The 18,943-nt window shown below is 63.6% G+C and carries 13 protein-coding genes; 5 read left to right on the top strand and 8 right to left on the bottom strand.

The window, feature by feature from the left end; genetic code table 11:
• Positions 1–32: 32 nt before the first annotated feature.
• Positions 33–1,082, top strand: a complete 1,050-nt coding sequence (locus DFR51_RS16140; protein WP_121053085.1) for an efflux RND transporter periplasmic adaptor subunit — start codon at positions 33–35, stop codon at positions 1,080–1,082.
• Complete coding sequence (locus tag DFR51_RS16135; protein WP_121053083.1) at positions 1,079–4,153, top strand: efflux RND transporter permease subunit; 3,075 nt, start codon at positions 1,079–1,081, stop codon at positions 4,151–4,153. The genes DFR51_RS16140 and DFR51_RS16135 overlap by 4 nt, the downstream gene beginning before the upstream one ends.
• On the opposite strand, the gene DFR51_RS16130 is transcribed toward DFR51_RS16135, so the two are convergent.
• The 8 genes from DFR51_RS16130 to DFR51_RS16095 all read right to left on the bottom strand — a co-directional run bounded on the left by DFR51_RS16130 (position 4,135) and on the right by DFR51_RS16095 (position 14,803).
• Complete coding sequence (locus DFR51_RS16130; RefSeq protein WP_121053081.1) at positions 4,135–4,902, bottom strand: ABC transporter permease; 768 nt, start codon at positions 4,900–4,902, stop codon at positions 4,135–4,137. The two genes, DFR51_RS16135 and DFR51_RS16130, sit on opposite strands and share 19 nt — an antisense overlap.
• Positions 4,899–5,852: an ABC transporter ATP-binding protein gene (locus DFR51_RS16125; protein ID WP_121053079.1), complete on the bottom strand. Its 954-nt coding sequence runs from the start codon at positions 5,850–5,852 to the stop codon at positions 4,899–4,901. Before DFR51_RS16125 ends, DFR51_RS16130 begins: the two co-directional genes overlap by 4 nt.
• Before the next feature lie 69 nt (positions 5,853–5,921).
• Positions 5,922–6,947 (bottom strand): acyltransferase family protein, encoded by a 1,026-nt coding sequence (locus DFR51_RS16120; protein ID WP_121053077.1) that lies wholly within the window; start codon positions 6,945–6,947, stop codon positions 5,922–5,924.
• A gap of 108 nt (positions 6,948–7,055) precedes the next feature.
• Entirely contained in the window at positions 7,056–8,426 is a 1,371-nt protein-coding gene (locus DFR51_RS16115) for a M20/M25/M40 family metallo-hydrolase (protein ID WP_121053075.1), read from the bottom strand.
• A gap of 45 nt (positions 8,427–8,471) precedes the next feature.
• Positions 8,472–9,098, bottom strand: a complete 627-nt coding sequence (locus DFR51_RS16110; protein ID WP_121053073.1) for a TetR family transcriptional regulator C-terminal domain-containing protein — start codon at positions 9,096–9,098, stop codon at positions 8,472–8,474.
• A gap of 40 nt (positions 9,099–9,138) precedes the next feature.
• Complete coding sequence (locus DFR51_RS16105; protein WP_121053071.1) at positions 9,139–10,476, bottom strand: amino acid permease; 1,338 nt, start codon at positions 10,474–10,476, stop codon at positions 9,139–9,141.
• A gap of 22 nt (positions 10,477–10,498) precedes the next feature.
• On the bottom strand, positions 10,499–12,844 hold the full coding sequence (locus DFR51_RS16100; protein ID WP_121053069.1) for a TonB-dependent receptor: 2,346 nt from the start codon (positions 12,842–12,844) through the stop codon (positions 10,499–10,501).
• A gap of 186 nt (positions 12,845–13,030) precedes the next feature.
• Complete coding sequence (locus DFR51_RS16095) at positions 13,031–14,803, bottom strand: tetratricopeptide repeat-containing sulfotransferase family protein (RefSeq protein WP_121053067.1); 1,773 nt, start codon at positions 14,801–14,803, stop codon at positions 13,031–13,033.
• A 166-nt stretch (positions 14,804–14,969) separates the two neighbouring features.
• Between DFR51_RS16095 and DFR51_RS16090 the strand changes: the two genes are divergently transcribed.
• From DFR51_RS16090 to DFR51_RS16080, 3 genes are read left to right on the top strand one after another with little or no spacing between them, the layout of a single operon-like run.
• Positions 14,970–16,319, top strand: coding sequence for a glutamine synthetase family protein (locus DFR51_RS16090; RefSeq protein ID WP_121053065.1), 1,350 nt, complete (start codon positions 14,970–14,972; stop codon positions 16,317–16,319).
• Between the two features lie 2 nt (positions 16,320–16,321).
• On the top strand, positions 16,322–17,596 hold the full coding sequence (locus DFR51_RS16085; RefSeq protein WP_121053063.1) for an NAD(P)/FAD-dependent oxidoreductase: 1,275 nt from the start codon (positions 16,322–16,324) through the stop codon (positions 17,594–17,596).
• Complete coding sequence (locus DFR51_RS16080; protein ID WP_121053061.1) at positions 17,593–18,939, top strand: aspartate aminotransferase family protein; 1,347 nt, start codon at positions 17,593–17,595, stop codon at positions 18,937–18,939. The genes DFR51_RS16085 and DFR51_RS16080 overlap by 4 nt, the downstream gene beginning before the upstream one ends.
• Positions 18,940–18,943 lie beyond the last annotated feature (4 nt).

The raw sequence follows: 18,943 nt of genomic DNA, 5'->3' as shown, positions 1-18,943 counted from the left end.
TCTGAGTACGACTCGGAAGTGGATCAGCCGCTATGAAATCCGTTCGGCCCATCGCAGCGGCCTTCTTCCTTGCCCTCGTCGCATGTTCGTCGGGGGATGAGGCGGCGAAACCATCCGAGGCCGCGCCTGTGCCGATTCGGGTAGCCGAAGCCCGCCCAGTTGAGGCTGCCGACACCTTTCGCGCCGTAGGAACCGTGCGGCTGCGCCGTGAAATCGATCTCGGCTTCACGACACCCGGACGCATCGCCACCATCGCTGTCGAAGAGGGTGACCGTGTGCGGAAGGGCCAGCTCCTCGCGGCGCTCGACACCACGACCGTCGGCGCCGATCTTGCCGCCGCCGCCGCCGAGCGGACACGTGCGCAGGCCGATCTCACCCGCGCCCGCGATCTTTTCGCCAAGGGCTGGCTCACCCGTGCCCGGCTCGATAGCGCCGAAGCCGCGTACCGCGCCGCCGCGGCCGCGACCACGTCCGCACAGTTCGCTGCGAGCACCGCCCGCATCACGGCACCCGCGGACGGCCATATCCTTCGCCGCTTCGCGGAGGTGAACCAAGTCGTGAACGCCGGAACGCCGGTCATCAGCTTTGGCGACAATCGCGACGGCTTCGTGCTGCGCGTGCCTATCACCGATATCCAGGCCGCGGGCATCATCCGCACCGGCAGCGTTCCCATCGACATTGCGGCGCTTGGCCCCGCCCCCCGCGCCGCTCGTATCATAGAGGTCGCGGGCCGTGCCGACGACCGTACCGGCACATTCGCTGTCGAACTCGCACTGCCGCCCGATCCGGCACTGCGTTCGGGCCAGATCGGCCATGCGACGCTTTCCATTAGCGGCGGCGGTCCGGAAACGATGCTCGTGCCGAGCAGCGCCGTGTTCGCGGCGCGCGCCGGAGAGGCGTTCGTCTACGTACTGGATGCCGACGGCAAGCGCGTGAAGCCTCGCCGCATCGTCACCGGCGCCATGAATGATCGGGGCGTCGCCGTTCTCGCCGGCCTCAAGGCCGGGGAACGAATCGCCATCACCGGGATCAGCCAGCTCGCCGACGGCAGCCGCGTCACGGCAACCGTTTCCGGCACATGAACCTCGCCACCCTTGCCGTCAGCCGCTGGCAGCTGACGCTCGTCCTCTTCACGCTGCTTGCCGCGCTCGGGATCTACGCCTTCCTCAACATTCCGCGCGCCGTCGATCCACACCTGCCGATCCCCGTCGTCCTCGTCGTCGCCTCGCAGCCGGGCGCCGATGCGCAGGATATGGAGGAAACGGTCGCAAAGCCGATCGAGGAGGTGATCAAGGGCCTCGACGGCATCGTCGACGTCGATTCCACCTCAAAGGACGGTGCTTCGGTCATCACGGCCGAGTTCGAATGGGGCGGCGACCCGGAGCAGCATTTCGACGAAGTGGTAAGGGAAATCGGCGCCATTCGCGATCGCCTGCCCTCCGGTCTTGCGTCACTCCAATACCTCAAGGTCCGCACCAGCGACGCCGCCGTCGTGCAACTCGCGCTCGTCAGCGAAACCGCTTCGTGGCGGCGCATGGAAAAGTACGCGACCGACCTTTCCGAGCGGCTCTCGCGTGTCGACGGCATCCGCTCCACCGAGATTTACGGCCTGCCGAACCCTGAGGTTCGCATCGCCATCGACAGCGGACGCCTTGCAGAACTCCGGATTCCCCCATCGTCGCTCGTCACCGCGCTTCAAAGCGGCGGCGTCGATCTGCCCGCGGGCGCCGTGCATTCAGGCGAGCACCGTCTGAACGTCGACGCGGGCGGCGCCTATCGCGGCCTTGCGGAGATTCGTGCGGTGCCCATCCGCGCCGAAGACGGGACACTGGTGCGTGTGGGCGATGTGGCGGAGGTGGATTGGTCCACCGCCGAACACACACACATCACGCGCTTCAACGGCAAGCGCGCCGTGTTCGTCACAGCGATGCAAAAGGAAAACGGCAACGTCCTCGGCATCCGCAAGGAAATCGAAACGGCACTCGCCGTGGCGCGCAGCCAGCTTCCGCCCGACATCAAACTCGAACTGGGCTTCGACCAGTCGCGCGACATCCGCAACCGGCTCGATACGCTGGCGCGAGATTTCGGCATCGCGCTTGGCCTCGTCCTCATCACGCTGCTGCCGCTCGGCCCCCGTGCCTCGCTGATCGTGATGATCTCGATCCCGCTCAGCCTCGCGACCGGCGTGCTGCTGCTGCACGTGTTCAACTTTTCGCTGAACCAGCTTTCCGTTTCGGGCTTCATCCTCGCGCTCGGCCTGATCGTGGACGACTCGATCGTGGTGACGGAGAACATCTCCCGCCACCTGCGCATGGGTGCGGATCGCACCGCCGCCGCGCTTTCGGGCACGAAGGAAATCACCGCCGCCGTGTTTGGCTCGACGGGCGTGCTGCTGTTCGCCTTCCTGCCATTGGTTTTCCTGCCCGGCGGCGCAGGTGAATTCACACGGTCGCTGCCGCTTGCCGTCATCTACACGGTCGGCGCATCACTTGTCGTTTCGCTCACCATCATCCCGTTTCTCGCCAGCCGCGTTCTGCACCGGGACGACGATCCAGAGGGTAATGCGATCCTGAAGTCGCTCACCCGCGGCATTCACGGGCTTTACGGTCCAGTTCTGCACTATGCGCTCGAAAAGCCGCAGCGCACGCTCGCGCTTTCGATGGCGCTGTGCATCGGCGCGCTCGGCCTCATCCCCGTCGCGGGCTGGCAGCTCTTCCCCGCGTCGGACGCGCCCTATTTCATGGTTGAAGTCGAAACGCCCGAAGGTACGAGCGTCGCCCAGACCGACCGCGTCGTGCGCCGCGTGGCCGCCGAGGTCGCGAAGGAAGGCAGCGTCTCCGCGTTCATGGAAAACAGCGGGGCGGGCAATCCGCAGGTCTATTACAACGTGCGGTCACTCACCGAGGAAACGCGCAAGGGTGCGGTGTTCGTCGTGCTCAAGGAATGGACTGCCGGGAAAAGCGACGAGATGCTCGATCGCCTGCGCGGCGTATTCAGCACCGATCCCGATGCCCGCATCACGGTCCGCAAGTTCGAAAACGGCCCGCCGATCGACGCCCCCATCGCCATCCGCATCAGCGGACCGGACAACAGCGTCCTGAAAATGATCGCCGGAGAGGTCGCTAAGATCATCCGCGCTACGCCGGGCACGCGCGACATCGACAACCCGCTCGCCGTGGATCGTGTCGATCTCGATCTCGGGCTTGATGCGGACAAGGCGGCACTGCTCGGTGTACCGCCCGGTGAGCCCCGGCGTGCGCTGCGCCTCGCCATCGCGGGCGAACGCGCCGCAAGCTTCCGCGACGACGAGGGCGACACCTACCCCGTCGTCGTCCGCCTTCCCATGGGTGAGCGGCAGCCGGTATCGGCGCTGCAATCCGTCTATGTCACCACGAGCGATGGCAACGCCATTCCGCTCGCCGAGGTCGCCGAGCCGAACCTCAAAAGCGTGCCGCCGCGAATCGATCGCTACCAGCTTGAACGGAACATCACCGTCACCGCGTGGACTCAGGCAGGCTATCTCACGTCCCGCGTCAACAAGGATGTGGTGGAGCGCCTGCAAAGCCTCACGCTGCCGCAGGGCTATGCGCTCGGCATCGGAGGCGAAGCGGAAGCAAGCGCGCAGAGCTTCGATGGCATCGGCAGCATCCTGCTCCTCGCGGTGTTCAGCATCATGGCCGTTCTCGTTGCCGAATTCGGGCGTTTCCGCGAGGTCGCCGTGGTCGCTGGCGTCATCCCGCTCGGCATGTTCGGCGGCATCATCGCGCTGCTGCTCACCGGCTATCCGATGAGTTACATGGGCATCATCGGCTTCGTCGCGCTCATCGGTATCGAGATCAAGAACTCGATCCTGCTCGTCGATTTCACGTCACAGCTTCGCGCGCGCGGCCTCGGCCTCCGCGAGGCGATCGAGCAAGCGGGCGAGATCCGCTTCCTGCCGGTGCTGCTCACCTCGGTGACAGCGATCGGTGGCCTGATGCCCCTCGCGCTCGGCGGGTCGGCGCTCTATTCCCCGCTCGCGTGGGTGATCATCGGCGGGCTCATCTCCTCGACGCTGCTCAGCCGCATCGTCACGCCGGTGATGTACCTGCTGCTCGCACGCCCGCGCACGCGCAGGCCGCGGAAACCCCTCGCTCAGTTCTTCAGCCGGTAACCCGTCCGGAAGATCCACCAGACGACGGCGAGGCACAGCGTCAGGAAACCGAACATCGCGGCAAGGCTGAGTTCGACGCTCACATCGCCCGCGCCGAAGAAGCTCCAGCGGAAGCCGCTCATCAGATAGACGATCGGGTTGAACAGCGTTGCCGTGCGCCACGCGGCGGGAAGCATGTCGATCGAATAAAAGGCGCCGCCGAGGAACGTCAGCGGCATCACAACGAGCAGCGGAATGATCTGCAGCTGCTCGAAGTTCTTCGCCCAGATGCCGATGATGAAGCCGAACAGGCAGAACGTCACGGCAAGCAGGACCATGAACAGGATCATCCAGAGCGGATGCACGATATCGATGTCGACGAAGAGGTTCGCTGTTGCGAAGATCACGAGGCCGAGGATCACCGACTTCGTGGCCGCAGCGCCCACATAGGCGAGCACGGTCTCGAACGCGGAGATCGGCGCGGAGAGCAGCTCGTAGATCGTTCCCGTCCATTTCGGCATGTAGATGCCGAACGACGCGTTGGAGATGCTCTCGGTCAGCATGGTCAGCAGCATCAGCCCCGGCACGATGAACGCGCCGTAAGGCACCGTGCCGACCTCCTGCATCCGCGAGCCGATCGCCGAGCCGAACACGATGAAGTAAAGCGTCGTCGTGATCACGGGGGTGATCAGGCTCGTCCAGACCGTGCGCCGGAAACGCGCCAGCTCGAACTTGTAGATCGCCCAGACGGCGTGGCGGTTGAAGATCACGACCGTGTCTCCTGGCCATGCGTTTCGGACCGAGCGCTCACAAGGCCGACGAAAATATCCTCCAGCGAGCTCTGCTCGGTGTTCAGATCCTTGAAGCCGAGCCCGATGTCGCTCATCCGCCTCAGTAGCGACGGCACGCCTGTACGCTCTGCGTTGGCATCGAATTCGTATTCGATCTCGTTGCCCTCCGCCTTCAGCTTCAGGCTCCACTCGCCAAGCTCCGGCGGAAGCGCGGCAAGCGGTTCGGTGAGGTTCAGCGTCAGCGTCTTCCGGCCGAGCTTTTTCATCAGCGCCGCCTTGTCTTCCACCAGGATCAGCTCGCCCTTGTTGATCACGCCCACACGGTCGGCCATCTCCTCGGCCTCCTCGATGTAGTGCGTGGTGAGGATGATGGTGACGCCGCGTTCGCGAAGCCCGCGCACGAGGTTCCACATGTCACGCCTGAGCTCCACGTCAACACCCGCCGTCGGCTCATCGAGGAACAGGATTTCCGGCTCGTGGCTGAGCGCCTTCGCGATCATCACGCGCCGTTTCATACCGCCCGAAAGCTCCATGATCTTCGAATTGCGCTTGTCCCACAGCGACAGGTCTTTCAGGATCTGCTCGATCAGCGCCGGGTCCGGCGCGCGCCCGAACATGCCCCGGCTCAGGTTCACCGTCGCCCACACGGTTTCGAAGGCGTCGGTGTGCAGCTCCTGTGGCACCAGCCCGATCTTCATCCGCGCGGCGCGGTACTCGCGCTGAATATCGTGCCCATCGGCGATCACCGTGCCCGTCGTGGGCACCACGATCCCGCAGACGATGGAGATCAGCGTCGTCTTGCCCGCGCCGTTTGGCCCGAGCAGCGCGAAAATCTCGCCCTTCCTGATTTCAAGATCGACAGACTTCAACGCGGTGAAGCCGCCCGAATAGGTCTTCGAAAGGCCGGAAATGGAAAGCACAGATTGCATAACGAGTCTGTAGCCGGTTTCCGTGACAGACAAAACCGCCCGTGTTTGGATTGTGCGCGGTGGGAAGCTCTAAGCGAAGCTTATCCGCGGCAATCGTTCTCGAAGGATTCTGGTCCGCTTCTTCTCGAGCGATCCCGATATGAGGAGGCAAAAGCCGACGATCGCCACGAAGGTGGCAATCGACGCCAGTGGGCCGTAGCCGGGCTTGTCGAATGCCTGCATGATCGGCCGGTGGAAGAGGTAGATCGTGAACGTTCCTCCCGCAAGATAGCGCACCGTCGATGCATACCGGGTCAGAATTTCAGGAACGATGTTCCGTACGGCAAGCAGGTGAACCGTAAAGAGACCCGCAATGATAATATCGGTCACGATGCGCGTGGCCTGGCGCATGACGTACCAGTAAGGCGTCAAATCGAACATCCACGCACGAATCGTCATCGTGGCACCGCTCAGAACGATCACGAAAATAAGTCCAAGACTGATGATGGCGACAGCGTAGTTGCCACGCAGCGATATCTTGTGGGCATTGTAGTAAAGCCAGACACCACACAGCCAAGCCGGAGAAAGCGCCAGGATAGCGGGTCCCGCAGCGACCGCCACGATTGCGAAAGCCACGTAACGTGCCGGGCCTTTCGCGAAAATCCATATACCGAAGAGGGTATAATAGAAGGCTTCGAAACATAGGGACCAGAAGGGTCCGTTAAGCGGCAGTTTGGCCGGATTCAGCCACACTTCATTCAAAAAGAGCAGACTCGAAACGAGATCCCAGGCCGTCCAGCCTTTGCCCACCAGCGCAGCGCAGGCGAGACTTAGGGCGATAGCCGGCAGCACGACCGCGTAGAGGCGACTTGCTCGGGCGAAAAGATAGGCCTTCCAGTCCCGCCCGCCTTCGAAGGTGCTGTGTGCAATCACCAGACCCGAAAGAACAAAGAAGACAATCACCGCTTCGTGCGAAAAGGCGTTTGGTGTCTTAAGCGGAAAATCGAAGCCGTCCATGTTCATATGCGCGATGACGACCGTGATCGCAGCGATGAACCGCCAAGTATCGAGGTATAGTGAAAACGCGCGGTCCGCCAATGGCGATATGGTTGACATTGCGTTCCCTTAAGCTCTCGAAACCGGCGCCGATATACAATGCAAATCTTATCGAGTGCTTGCCATCCCCAATAATACGAATCCGCATTTGCGCGATGGAAAATCTGCTCAGCGCGCCAATATGCTGATCAAAGTCCGGTAATGATCGAGCGCCGGACCGATCGCATCCACCGGAACACGTTCATTGAGACCGTGGGCGTATTCGTCATCCGGCTTCATGAACAGGCCCGAAACCCCGTAGCTTGGGATGCCGGAGGCGCGGAAGAACAGGCTGTCGGTCGTGCCCGCCGACATGCTCGGGATGATCGAAAGCCCCTTCGCGCGGCCGTCGACAGCCTTGCGCAGCGCAGCGTCCAACTCGGGCAGCAGCGGTGAGGTGGAGCTTTGCGGGAACGGCTCTGGCAGCGTCACCACCACTTTGTCGCCGGCAAGCTGCTGCAGCCGCTGGCGCACGGCTTCAGGCGGCGTGCCGGGGAATATCCGGCAGTTGATGTTGGCGACCGCACGTTGCGGCAGCGCGTTTTCGGCGTGGCCACCATTGATCATGGTTGGCACACAGGTCGTTCGAGTCTGGCCGATATGCTCCGGGTATTTCGCGAGGATATCGGCCGCGGCAGCATCGTTCGGGTCGGCCGCGAAGCGCGCCATCGCGTCGCCCGCCTCCCCCGGCGTCCGTTTCGCCGATGAAGCGAAATAGGCGCGTGTCGTCTCGCTGGTTTCGGGCGGGAACGGAGCATCGGCGATCCGCTTCAGCGCAGCGCCCAGCATGAGGATCGCATTCTCCGCGCGCGGCGCGCTCGAATGGCCGCCCGGATCGGTCACGGTCAGCTTGTAGTCGGCATAGGTCTTCTCGGCCGTCTGCATCGTGTAATAGAGCGGCTTACCGTCGGCACCCAGCGTTCCGCCGCCGCCATCGCCGTTCAGCACCATCGCCGCGTCCTTGTAGCGGGGCGCGATGGCCGCCGCCGTCTTCTGCGCAGTTTCCTCGTCGCCGGTGAGGAGCAGCACGATGTCGCGGGACGGTTTGAAACCCTCGCGCTTCAGGTTCATCAGCGTCTGCACCAGCATCACCACGTCGAACTTGTTGTCGCTGATGCCGCGCCCAAAGAGGTATCCGCCCTCCTCGGCCATCACGAACGGGTCACGTTCCCAGTCTTCGCGTTTCGCCTCCACCACATCCATGTGCGCGTTGAGCACGATCGGCTTCTTCTTGCCCGCACCCTTCCACGTCAGGATCAACGAGGCCGTCTCGCCAAGCGGCTCGATGCTGATTTCGCCGTCCTTGAAACCTGCGCTCTTCAGCTCGCTCGCCAGATAAGCCGCGTACACCGGCACCTGCCCGCGCCCGGCCACGGTCGGAAAGGCGATCGACTTGCCGAGCATGGCCTTGGCGCCGTCAACCTGCGCAGGAGTTGCGGCAAGCGTCGGGGCAGCCGCCAGCAAGGCCGCGAGGACGAACGAAGTTCCGGTTTTCAGCATTCGAAGAATCTCCCACCTGTTTTACAGGTGTAAGAAGCCGCCTCGTCAGTCGGCAAGCACTTTCAGCGGATCGCCGACCAATGTGTTCAGCCACTTGTCGGCAATGCGCGCGGCCTCCTCGGGCGTGAAGGTCGACGAATCGAGGCAGATTTCAAGCCAGAGACCATCCACCAGCGCCGTCACGCCAACCGCCGTCAGCCGAACGTCCACATGGCTCGCCTCCGGCCCCAGGATTTCCCGGACCATTCTTTCCACGGGCGTTCGGTGGCTGGCGTAGTTTTCAGTGTGGAGTTCGCGGATGCGCGGGTCGCTCTTGATGAGACTCCAGAACGCGAGCCACGTTGCCAACTGGTCCGGGTCCGCGACCGGCGGCTTGAAGCTTGCCATCACGAAGGCGCGAAGCTGCTCGCGCGGATCAGGCCCCGCCTTGTCCGCCGCGGCGATCATATTCGCCACCAGCCGGTCGCCAACGTCCGCGTAGGTCTCTGCGATCAGCTCGTCGATTCCGGCGAAGTAGTGGCGCAAAAGACCGGCCGAAACCCCCGCCACCGCACAGATCGTTCGGACTGAGGTGCCGCCGATACCGTAGCGGGCGAGGCAATGTGCGGTCGCGTCGATCAGACTTTGGCGTCGGAAATCGGGATCCAGTCTTTGAAACTGCGCGCGTGCCAACTTTGCCCTCCCAAACTAGCGAGGCTCCTATATCGGCGTGTTAACCTTTTGTCGCGCCCTCATCTCGCCTCACCGCTGCTTTTTGACGGCGCACGAGTAGATAGACGGGAAGCCCGGCGATCAGCAGTACGAGCGCCCAGCCGTTCGCTTCGGCGCCCGCGCCCTGAAACGCCCAAATCGCATAAATGAGCCCGAGAGGCGTCAAAATGGCGAGCAGCGGCGTGATCGTCATCTGGCGTTTCAGCATCAGACGGACCGCCGCAGCGGCGCCCGCAAAATAGAGCACCAGCGTCGCGGATGTTGAGAGCAGCGCCATGAACGTGAACAGTCCCGCCATCGTGCGCGTGTAGTTGGAAAGCACCAGCACCGTGATCAGCGCGCCGCCGATCAGGAGCCCGCGAACCGGCGTGCCGCGCGCGTTCACCTTGCGGAAGAGGTGGGGAAAATCGCCTTTCCGCGCCATGGCGAGCGGATATTCGCCGGCGACGAGAATCCAGCCGTTGATCGCGCCGATCGCGCTCACCGCCGCGAACAGCGCCACGGCCAGTCCGGCACCCGTCCCCCAGTAGCCGGCGATCACATCCGCAAGCGGCGCGTTCGAATTTGCCACCGCACCGGCCGGCATCAGCATGATCACCGCCGTGCAGACCGCGAAGTAGATCAGCCCAGCGATAAGCGTGCCCACCATGGTGGCGCGCGGGATCGTAGTCTGCGGCCGGTCAACCTTGTCTTGCGGCACGCAGGCGGATTCGAAACCGAGCATAGCCCACAGCGTCAGCGCCGCGGTCGCGTTGATTGCAGTCATCGAGATCGTCTCGGGCACATAGGGCGTTGCAGGCTGTCCCCCGCCCAGAAAAGCCACGGTCGCGATCCCCACGATCACGGCAAGCGGCAGCAGCTTGAGCCCGAGGGTCAGCAGCTGGAACCGTCCTGCCGCCCGAGCGCCGCGTACATTCAGCAGGATAAGCCCCCAGAGCAGCGACACCGCAAGCAGGGCCGGCGCACCGGGCGTCGCCGCGATTCTCGGAGAAAACGCTGTGAGGTAGCTGACACCGCCCGTCGCCAGCGCCGCGACGCCGACCAGGATCGAAATAATGTAGGACCAGCTGATGAGGAACGCAGGCAGATGCCCGAACGCCGCTTCCACAAACCCGTGCGGCCCGCCCGCGTGCGGCATCTCGCGCGCCATCGCCGCAAACACATAGGCCAGGCAGAGCGCGCCACCGATGGTCAGCACCCATCCGAACATGGCATTCCAGCCGAAGGGGGCGAGGCTCGCGGGCAGCATGAACACGCCCGAGCCGATCATGTTGCCCATGACCAGCGCGAGCGCCATCCAGAAACCGAGGGGAGGAACGGCGGGGGCCTTGTGGTTCATGCCTGGACCCCGCCGCCCAGTATCAGAACTTGGTACCGACCTTGAGACCGATGGTCCGCGGTGTCGTCACCACCGTATAGAATTTGCCGCCGATATCCGTCACGCCGTCCGGGTCGCCGCAAACGCTCTCGCCGCACTGGATCGTGCGCGTCACCTGCCCGCGCGAGTCGAACAGGTTGCGGGCATAGAGTTCCACCGACCACGATCCGTTGGTCACCCCGGCGCTGACGTCCACCGTCGTGTAGGACGGAAGTGAACCGACGATGCCGCGCTCGTAAAGACGAAGATCGCTGGTGCGCTTGCCCTCGTAAACGAGGCCGCCCTGGAAATGTGCCTCCAGCTCCCCGACCGGGAATTCGTAGCGCGCGAAGGCATTGCCCTTGAACTTCGCCGAAACGGGGAGACGCGTGCCGGAAGGTGCCAACAACGCATTATCCTCGTCTTCCGGCCCCGGCAGCGTACAATCGAACTGCGGGTTGGCGATCAGACAGAAGTCCTTGGTGATTTGCGCGTCGTTGTAGCTGAAGCCGGCGTTGAAGGTCAGGCCTTCCGATGCGCGGATGAAGATATCGCTTTCGATACCCCAGATGCGCGCATCGCCGGCGTTGCGCACCTCGGTGAGACCATTGGCGCCAAGGAACGAGAGCTGGATGTTGGTCCATTTCTCGTAATAGACAGCGCCGTTCCAGCGGAACGCACCGCCCGCCCACGTCGTCTTCCAGCCAAGCTCGTAGTTGTCGAGTTCGTCCGCCCCGTATGGCGGCAGCGTGCCGCGCCGGTTGACGCCGCCCGGCCGGAAACCGCGCGACCATGTCGCGTAAACGAGCGCGTCGTCGGTGAGCTTGTAGGTCGCGTTCAGCTTATGGATGAAGTCCGTGTCCGACGTTGTCTTGTCGAGGTTGGTGCAAGGGCTGCCATCGATCGTGGGTGGAAGCAACGCACCGCCGCTATCCCGGAAACACGCCGCGACGCCCGTACGACTGCTGAAGCCGTCACTGTATCCGAAGAAGCCTTCCAGCGAGTTCTTGTATTTGTAAACGCGGATACCGCCGCTCAGCGTCAGCTTCTCCGTGAGGTCGTAGGAAAGTTCGCCGAACGCCGCGTAGTCGCGGTCGATGCGCAGCTGCTTGGTCAGCCAGATATCGCTGTCCGTGCCCGGCACGGTGATGGCGTCCGCGATATTATCGATAATGTAGTTCTGTTCGATGTTGTGCGACTGACGCTGGTAGAACACGCCGCCGATGAACCGCAGCGGCTTATCGGCCGGAGATGCGATGCGCAGTTCGTGGCTTTGTTTCTTAAAACGATCGATGCCGACGATATACTGGTTCGGATTCACCAGCTCACCATCATTATCGTAAAACGAGCCGCCGGCCTCGTAGAGCGCATCATAGAAATACGCGTAGTCGACATAGTCGGATTGGCTGTTGATCTTGCGCTTCATGTAGGCGCCGGCATAGGTCAGATCCCAGCTGCCGATCTTGCCTTCGATGGTGAGCGCGGCCTGGAACCAGCGGTCGTTGTAGCGTTCAGGATTGAACTGCTGCACCTGAAGTTCGCCGAGTCCGGCTTCCTGGGCGAACGAGCCATAGCTCTTCTGCTTCTGCCCCATCACCGTCGGCAGAACGGTCCAGTTCTCGTTGAGATCGATCTCAAGCGCGACACGGCCGCCGTAGGTCTCGACGTCGTTGTAATCGTCCTCGACATACGGCGTGTTGTCGAAGGTGATGCCGGATGTCGGGAAGGTCAGGGAACCGGGAATATTATCGATGTAGCCGCCGTCCTTGTCGTACCAGCCGACGACACGGATCGCCGCGTTGCTGGAAAGCGGCGCGTTGATGAAGCCTTCAAGGACATAACCTTCCTCACCGTGCGCAACCGTGTTCACCTCGGCATCGACGGCGCCGTAGAAGCCGCTCGTGTCCGGGCGGTTGGTCACGATCTTCACCGTGCCGGCCTGGCTCGATGCGCCGTAAAGCGTACCTTGCGGACCCGCGAGCGCTTCGACACGTGCGATGTCGTAGATGTGGATGTCGAGATTGCCCTGGATGGTCGTGATCGGCTGTTCATCGAGGTACATACCGACCGATGGCAGCGAGGTTGAATGGTTGGCGTTTTCACCCGATGCGACGCCGCGGAAATAGACGTTCGCAGACCCCGGCCCGAGCGACTGGTAAGACAAACTCGGCAGGTAGCGCGCGTAATCGTCGAAGTCCTGCACCTGAAGCTGCTGGAGTTTCTGTGTGCCGAGCGCGACGACCGCGATCGGAACATCCTGCAGATTTTCTTCGCGCTTCTGCGCGGTGATGATGATGGTGTCGCCGATTGCATCTTGCGCCTCCTGGGCAAGAGCCGGCGCCGTCAGCATCGTTGAACCGAGCAGAACACCACTCGCTAGCGCTGCCTTGATCCTCGCATGATTTCGCAGTTGCACCCGTATCCCCCTATTCAGCTATTGCTGTCCCAGGCAAAGATTGGCGGCGCGTGAAACTGCGGTCAATTCGGGTTGCGCGGCTTTGTTATACAGATGTCATATTGCGCGCTGTGCGTCACATTATTGCAACAGCGAAGCGAGCGGCGGCACCTTCGGATAGGCATCGAGGACGGGGCCGAGGCTGGCCTTCAAAGTTTCAAGCCAGGGCTCGAACGCCTGCCATTGTTCCATGCCGTCCCGGTTGATCGGACGTCGCACCTGTTCGGAACTGGCCGTGCGCACCGCCCGCTCGTTTTCGAAAAAGCGCAGGCACGCAGCATCGAATGGAACACCCACATAGTCCAGCAGCCGCCGCACTTCGGCCTCGGTATTCTCAACCATGTCCTCATAGAACACGCGGTGCACACGCCCCGGAAGCGCTTCGTCGTTCACGGCCATCATCGCCACGTAATCGGAGTAGTAGCGGCTGACGTCCGACAGGTCGTAGCTGAACCCCTGCCCCCGCGCGAAATGCTGCTTGAAGTTGGAGAAGCAGCAGCCGATCGGATGTCGACGGGCGTCGATGATCTTCGCATTCGGAAGGATCAGGTGAATGAAGCCGATGTGCGCCCAGTTGTTCGGCATCTTGTCGATGAACAGCGGCCGATCGGACTTTCGGTGGATGCGCGTCCGCTCCAGATATTCGGCGCCGAGTTCGGCGAATGCATCGGCAGAAAGCTCCTCAAGGCACGCTGGATAGCCGGCCTCCTCATCGCGCCCCTTTCGGCCGCCGAGCCGACGCGCCATCGCCGCGATGTCGGGCAGTTCCTGCGTCCCCTCGATCATCGGGTGCGACGAGAGAATCTGCTCGATCAGCGTCGAACCCGCACGCGGCATACCAAGGATGAAGATTGGGTCGGGTGCCGAATGGCCCTGTCCCTCGCGCGCAGCGAAGAACGCCGCATCCATCAGCGCCGCCGCGCTGTGAACGAGGCTCGTGATTTCACTGGAATCGTAGTCGAGCATCGCTTTCCGAAGCGCGTTGCCCTTCAGATAATGGCCGAACGAGCCTTCGTGATCTTTCGCATCCTCCAGCGCCTTGCCGAGTGCGAAATGCAGATGAAAACGGTCATCCTCGCTGATGCCGCCGTCCTCCAGCGCACCCTGCATCGCCGCGATGTCGGCATCCGTGAAGTGCACGGTCTTGAGGTTGGCAAGGCTCCACCACACCTCGCCAAGCCCTGGCGCACGTTCGATCGCCTTGCGGTAAGCGGCAATCGAATCCGCCTGGCGGCCCACGGTTTTCAGCACGTGGCCATAGCTCATCCACACGCGCGGCTGCGCCGGGTGGCTCGCAAGCACCGATTCATAGAGCGCGATCGCTTCCTCATAGCCGCCGATCCGACCCAGCGCCGCCGCCTTCAGGTTGCGGTGCGCGGCGTTGTCGGGGTCGCCCGCCAGCAACCTGTCGAGTTCCGCAACGGCATCGGCGGGATTGTTTTGCCGGTAGAGCACGGTTGCAAGGTTGGCGCGCGCCGCCACGAACGCGGGCGCCAGTTCCAGCGCGCGACGCAGAAGCTTTTCGGCATCGCCGTAGCGCCCCAGCCGCCCGGCAATCTCCGCCATCATGCGGATCGCCGCAACGTCCGTTGGCTTTTCCTTCAGTCGCGCGCGGAGGATGCGTTCGGCGATCGGGATATTATTGTCGAGCAGCGCCGCAGCGGCTTCGACAAGCACGGGGTCGCGCGTCGATGCCTGGATCGCGCCGAGTTCGGCTTTCTCAGCGGCCCCCGCCTCCCCCATGCCGCGAAGCGCGGCGCCGAGTGCGCGCAGGGCATCGGCATTGCCGGGATGCGTTTTCAGGAAAGTGCGGGCACGTTCGGCGCGTTCCGCCAGGTTCGGAGCAGTTGACATGCGCGTGAACCTGCTGAGCCCCGCGTTTCTGGTCAAGCCGTCAATAAGAGGCGTTCGGCTCCCACCGCCCTATCGGAAAAACCGATACCCCCTGCTCCAGCAAATCCCTCTGGCCAAGTGCCTGACGCCCGCGCAGTATGGAGGCCAGACGGGGGTTTATCCGATCATGTCAGCCGAAATTACCAACTGGATCAACGAACGCGGTATCAGCGAGGTCGAGTGCATCGTCCCCGATATGAACGGCATTCAGCGCGGCAAGGTCTTGCCCGCCGGCAAGTTTTTGAAATCGCTTACGGACCAGACGCTCCGCATTCCCGGCAGCGTCTACACGGTCACCGTCACCGGCGAATATCCGGATACGATCAACTCGATCATCCCGGACTACGACCCCGATATGGTGATGGTGCCTGATCCATCGACGATCCGCGAAGCCCCCGGCTTCAAGACCCCGACCGCTTATGTGATCGCGGACGCTTACACGCGGGAGGGCAAGCCGCTCGCCATCGCGCCGCGCATGATCCTGAAGAAGGTGCTGCACCTTTATGAAAGGCGCGGCTGGAAGCCGGTGATCGCACCGGAACTGGAATTCTATCTCGTCTCGAAGAACCTCGATTCCGACTTTCCGCTGACGCCCCCCGCAGGCCGCTCGGGCCGCTCGGAAACCGCAAGCCAGCCCTATGGGCTCGAAGCACTCGGCGAGTTCGAGGACATTATCGAGCACATCTACGACTTCTGCGAGAAAGCCGAGCTCAACATCGACACGATGATCCACGAGTCCGGCGCCGCGCAGCTCGAGATCAATTTCGTGCACGGCGATCCGCTTGCGCTTGCAGATCAGGTGCTGCTCTTCAAGCGCATCGTCCGGCACGTCGCGCTGGAGCACGGCGTTTACGCCACCTTCCTCGCCAAGCCGATGTCGGACCAGCCCGGCAGCTCGATGCACATCCACCAGTCGCTGCTCGATAGCGATACGGGCCGCAACCTGTTCACCACGCCGCAGGGCCGCGACAGCGCGCTCTTCCGCAGCTACATCGCCGGGCTCGTCCGCCTGCTGCCGCAGATTACGCCGATGTTCGCGCCGAACGTCAATTCGTTCCGCCGGATGCGGCCGGATAGCGACGCGCCGATCAACGTGCAGTGGGGCAGCGACAATCGCTCCTGCGGCCTGCGCATCCCGGTGTCGGATGCGAAGAACCGGCGCATCGAAAACCGTCTGCCCGGCGCGGATTCGAACCCTTACCTCGCCATCGCCGCCTCCCTCATCTGCGGCTATGTCGGCATGACGGAGCGGATGCAGCCGCCCAAAAGCCTGCAGGGCAGCGCCTACAACCGTGCGCGCACCCTGCCGCGCACGCTCGAAAGCGCGCTCGATCGCTTCAGCCACTGCAAGGCCGTCCGCAACCATCTCGGCGAGGATTTCTTCGACGTGTTCTATGCGATCAAGGAATCCGAGCTCTTTGCGTATCAGTCGGTGATCAGTTCCTGGGAGCGCGAACACCTCCTCTTGAGGGTCTGATCTTGGCCGAGCCGCACGCGCCGTCCTATTACGCCGCGACCGCAAACGCCTTCCGGGCGCAGCCGCCGCTCGTCGGCAGCGTGGCCGCAGACGTATGCGTCGTCGGCGGCGGCTACACCGGCCTCTCCGCCGCGCTCTCTGCCGCTGAAGCCGGCTACGCCGTCACCCTGATCGAGGCGCACCGTATCGGTTGGGGCGCTTCGGGACGAAACGGCGGCCAGATGATCCCCGGCTTCCGCTGGTCCGCGACCGATCTCGTCGAGCGCTTCGGCCAGGAAGCCGCCCAGCGCCTTTTCACGGTGGCCAATACGGCCCGGAACCGCGTGCATGATCGCATTGCCCGGCACAACATCGCCTGCGATCTCCGTCACGGCCACTTCACCGCCGCCTGCAAACCCGCCGACTTCGCCGCCATGGAGCGCGAGCTTGAATGTCTCGACTATTTGATGGGCTACGACGGCGCGCAGCTTGTGCGCCCTGAGCAGACCGGCGGGATCGTTTCCGCGAAGGGCTATCACGGCGGCATCTACGATTCGGCAGGCGGCCATCTCCATCCCTTGAACTATGCGCTCGGCCTAGCCGAAGCCGCGCGCGCGGCGGGTGTCCGGCTCCACGAAGGCTCGCCCGTCGTCCGCGTCACGGGCGGCGATCGCCCCAGTGTCGCGACAGCGCAGGGCAGCGTATCCGCGCGCTATGTGGTCCTCGCCTGCGATGCCTTCATGGGCGAGATCGACGCCGACCTCGGCCGCTACACGATGCCCGTCGCGAACTATAATATCGCGACGCAGCCGCTCGGCGAGGAGCGCGCACGTGCGCTCATCCCTTCAGGCGCCGCAATTTCCGAAAGCCGCTTCGTCCTCAATTATTACCGCCTCTCCGCGGACAATCGCCTGATCTTCGGCGGCGGCGAGAAATATACGCCGCGCCCGCCCCGCGACGTCGCGGGATTCGTTCGGCCTTACATGGAGGCCGCGTTTCCCGGCGTGAAAGGCATCGGCATCGATTATGCCTGGGGCGGACTCGTGGGCGTCACCATGAACCGCCTCCCGCACTTCGGCCGCAAGGGCAACATCTTCTATGCACACGGCTATTCGGGCCACGGCGTGCTGCTCACCACGCTCGCGGGTGAACTCATCACGGAGGCGATGCGCGGCACCGCTGAGCGCTTCGACCTGTTCGCGTCGCTTCCCGTGAAGCCGTTCCCCGGCGGTCCGCTGCTGCGCCACCCGCTCTATGTCGCCGGAATGCTGTGGTACGCGCTGAGGGACCGGCTGTGATCGCGCCCACCGCCATCGCGCGCATGATCGCGGACGAGACCGCGCGCTTCACCAGCGCCAACCCGCGCTCGGCCGCGCTCGCCAGGGATGCCGCACGGCACTGGCATCGCGGTGTGCCTTTCCACTGGATGCTCGATTGGGGCACCCCCTTCCCGCTTTTCGCCGCACGGGCGGAGGGTTCGCGGCTGTGGGATGTCGATGGCCATGTGTACGACGACTTCTGCCTCGGCGACACCGGCTCGATGTTCGGCCACTCCCCGGCGCCTGTCGCCCGTGCAATCGCACAGCAGGGCGCGCACGGCCTCACCTTCATGCTACCGACCGAAGACGCCGTCGCGGTTGGAGACCTGCTCGCGGAGCGCTTCGGTCTTCCGTTCTGGCAAACCACCTCCACCGCCAGCGAAGCGAACCGCGCCGTCATCCGTTGGTGCCGGGGCATCACGGGACGCGACAAGACCCTCGTCTTCAACGGTTGCTATCACGGCGCGGTCGATGACGCGTTCGTCGATCTCCGACATGGCGTGCCAGAGCTCCGCCGCAGCCTCGTCGGGCAGGTCTATGACATGCGCGAGCACACGCGCGTCATCGAGTTCAACGATCTCGCCGCCCTCGAAGCCGCACTCGCACCTGGCGACGTCGCGTGCGTGCTCACCGAGCCTGCGCTCACCAATGTCGGCATGGTGCTTCCCGATCCTGGCTACCTCGAAGCACTCCGCGACCTCACGCACCGTCATGGCACGCTGCTGGTCTTCGACGAGACGCACACGATTTCCACCGGCCCCGGCGGCTGGACGGGAACGCATGGGCCCCTGCCCGACCTGTTCGTCCTCGGCAAACCCGTTGCCGGTGGTGTGCCCTGCGCGGTCTACGGCTTTTCCGCTGAGGTCGCCGAGCGCATGGAGCGCGCCCGCGCCGCAAACGAAAGCGGCCATTCCGGCATCGGCACCACGCTCAGCGCCAACGCACTCGCGCTAGCTGCGATGCGCGCCGCGCTTGCCGAGGTGATGACCCCGGCTGCCTACGCGCACATGCTGCCACTTGCTGACCGCCTCGCCGAAACGCTGCGCGCCGCAATCGTCGCGCATAATCTCGATTGGCACGTCACGCACGTCGGCGCCCGCGGCGAGTTCATCTGTACCGGAACACCGCCGCGAAACGGCACAGAGGCGCGCGCCGCCATGCAGGGCGATCTCGAACGCGCGCTCCACCTCTATCTCATCAACCGGGGCGTGCTCATCGCGCCCTTCCACAACATGACGCTCGTTTGCCCGGCGACGACCGAAGATCAGGTCGCCCGTCTCGGCAACATCTTGGGCGAATGTCTTTCAAGCCTTATGGAATGAACCC

Origin of the sequence: Sphingosinicella microcystinivorans (assembly GCF_003634215.1) — a bacterium.
Taxonomy (GTDB): domain Bacteria; phylum Pseudomonadota; class Alphaproteobacteria; order Sphingomonadales; family Sphingomonadaceae; genus Sphingosinicella; species Sphingosinicella microcystinivorans.
This window is presented reverse-complemented; position numbering and strand designations above follow the sequence as displayed.

Coding starts and splice junctions, on each gene's coding strand:
- DFR51_RS16105 (WP_121053071.1), bottom strand. CDS start 10,476: ATGAACCACAAGGCCCCCGCCGTTCCTCCCCTCGGTTTCTGGATGGCG.
- DFR51_RS16120 (WP_121053077.1), bottom strand. CDS start 6,947: ATGTCAACCATATCGCCATTGGCGGACCGCGCGTTTTCACTATACCTC.
- DFR51_RS16090 (WP_121053065.1), top strand. CDS start 14,970: ATGTCAGCCGAAATTACCAACTGGATCAACGAACGCGGTATCAGCGAG.
- DFR51_RS16115 (WP_121053075.1), bottom strand. CDS start 8,426: ATGCTGAAAACCGGAACTTCGTTCGTCCTCGCGGCCTTGCTGGCGGCT.
- DFR51_RS16135 (WP_121053083.1), top strand. CDS start 1,079: ATGAACCTCGCCACCCTTGCCGTCAGCCGCTGGCAGCTGACGCTCGTC.
- DFR51_RS16095 (WP_121053067.1), bottom strand. CDS start 14,803: ATGTCAACTGCTCCGAACCTGGCGGAACGCGCCGAACGTGCCCGCACT.
- DFR51_RS16100 (WP_121053069.1), bottom strand. CDS start 12,844: ATGCTGACGGCGCCGGCTCTTGCCCAGGAGGCGCAAGATGCAATCGGC.
- DFR51_RS16125 (WP_121053079.1), bottom strand. CDS start 5,852: ATGCAATCTGTGCTTTCCATTTCCGGCCTTTCGAAGACCTATTCGGGC.
- DFR51_RS16140 (WP_121053085.1), top strand. CDS start 33: ATGAAATCCGTTCGGCCCATCGCAGCGGCCTTCTTCCTTGCCCTCGTC.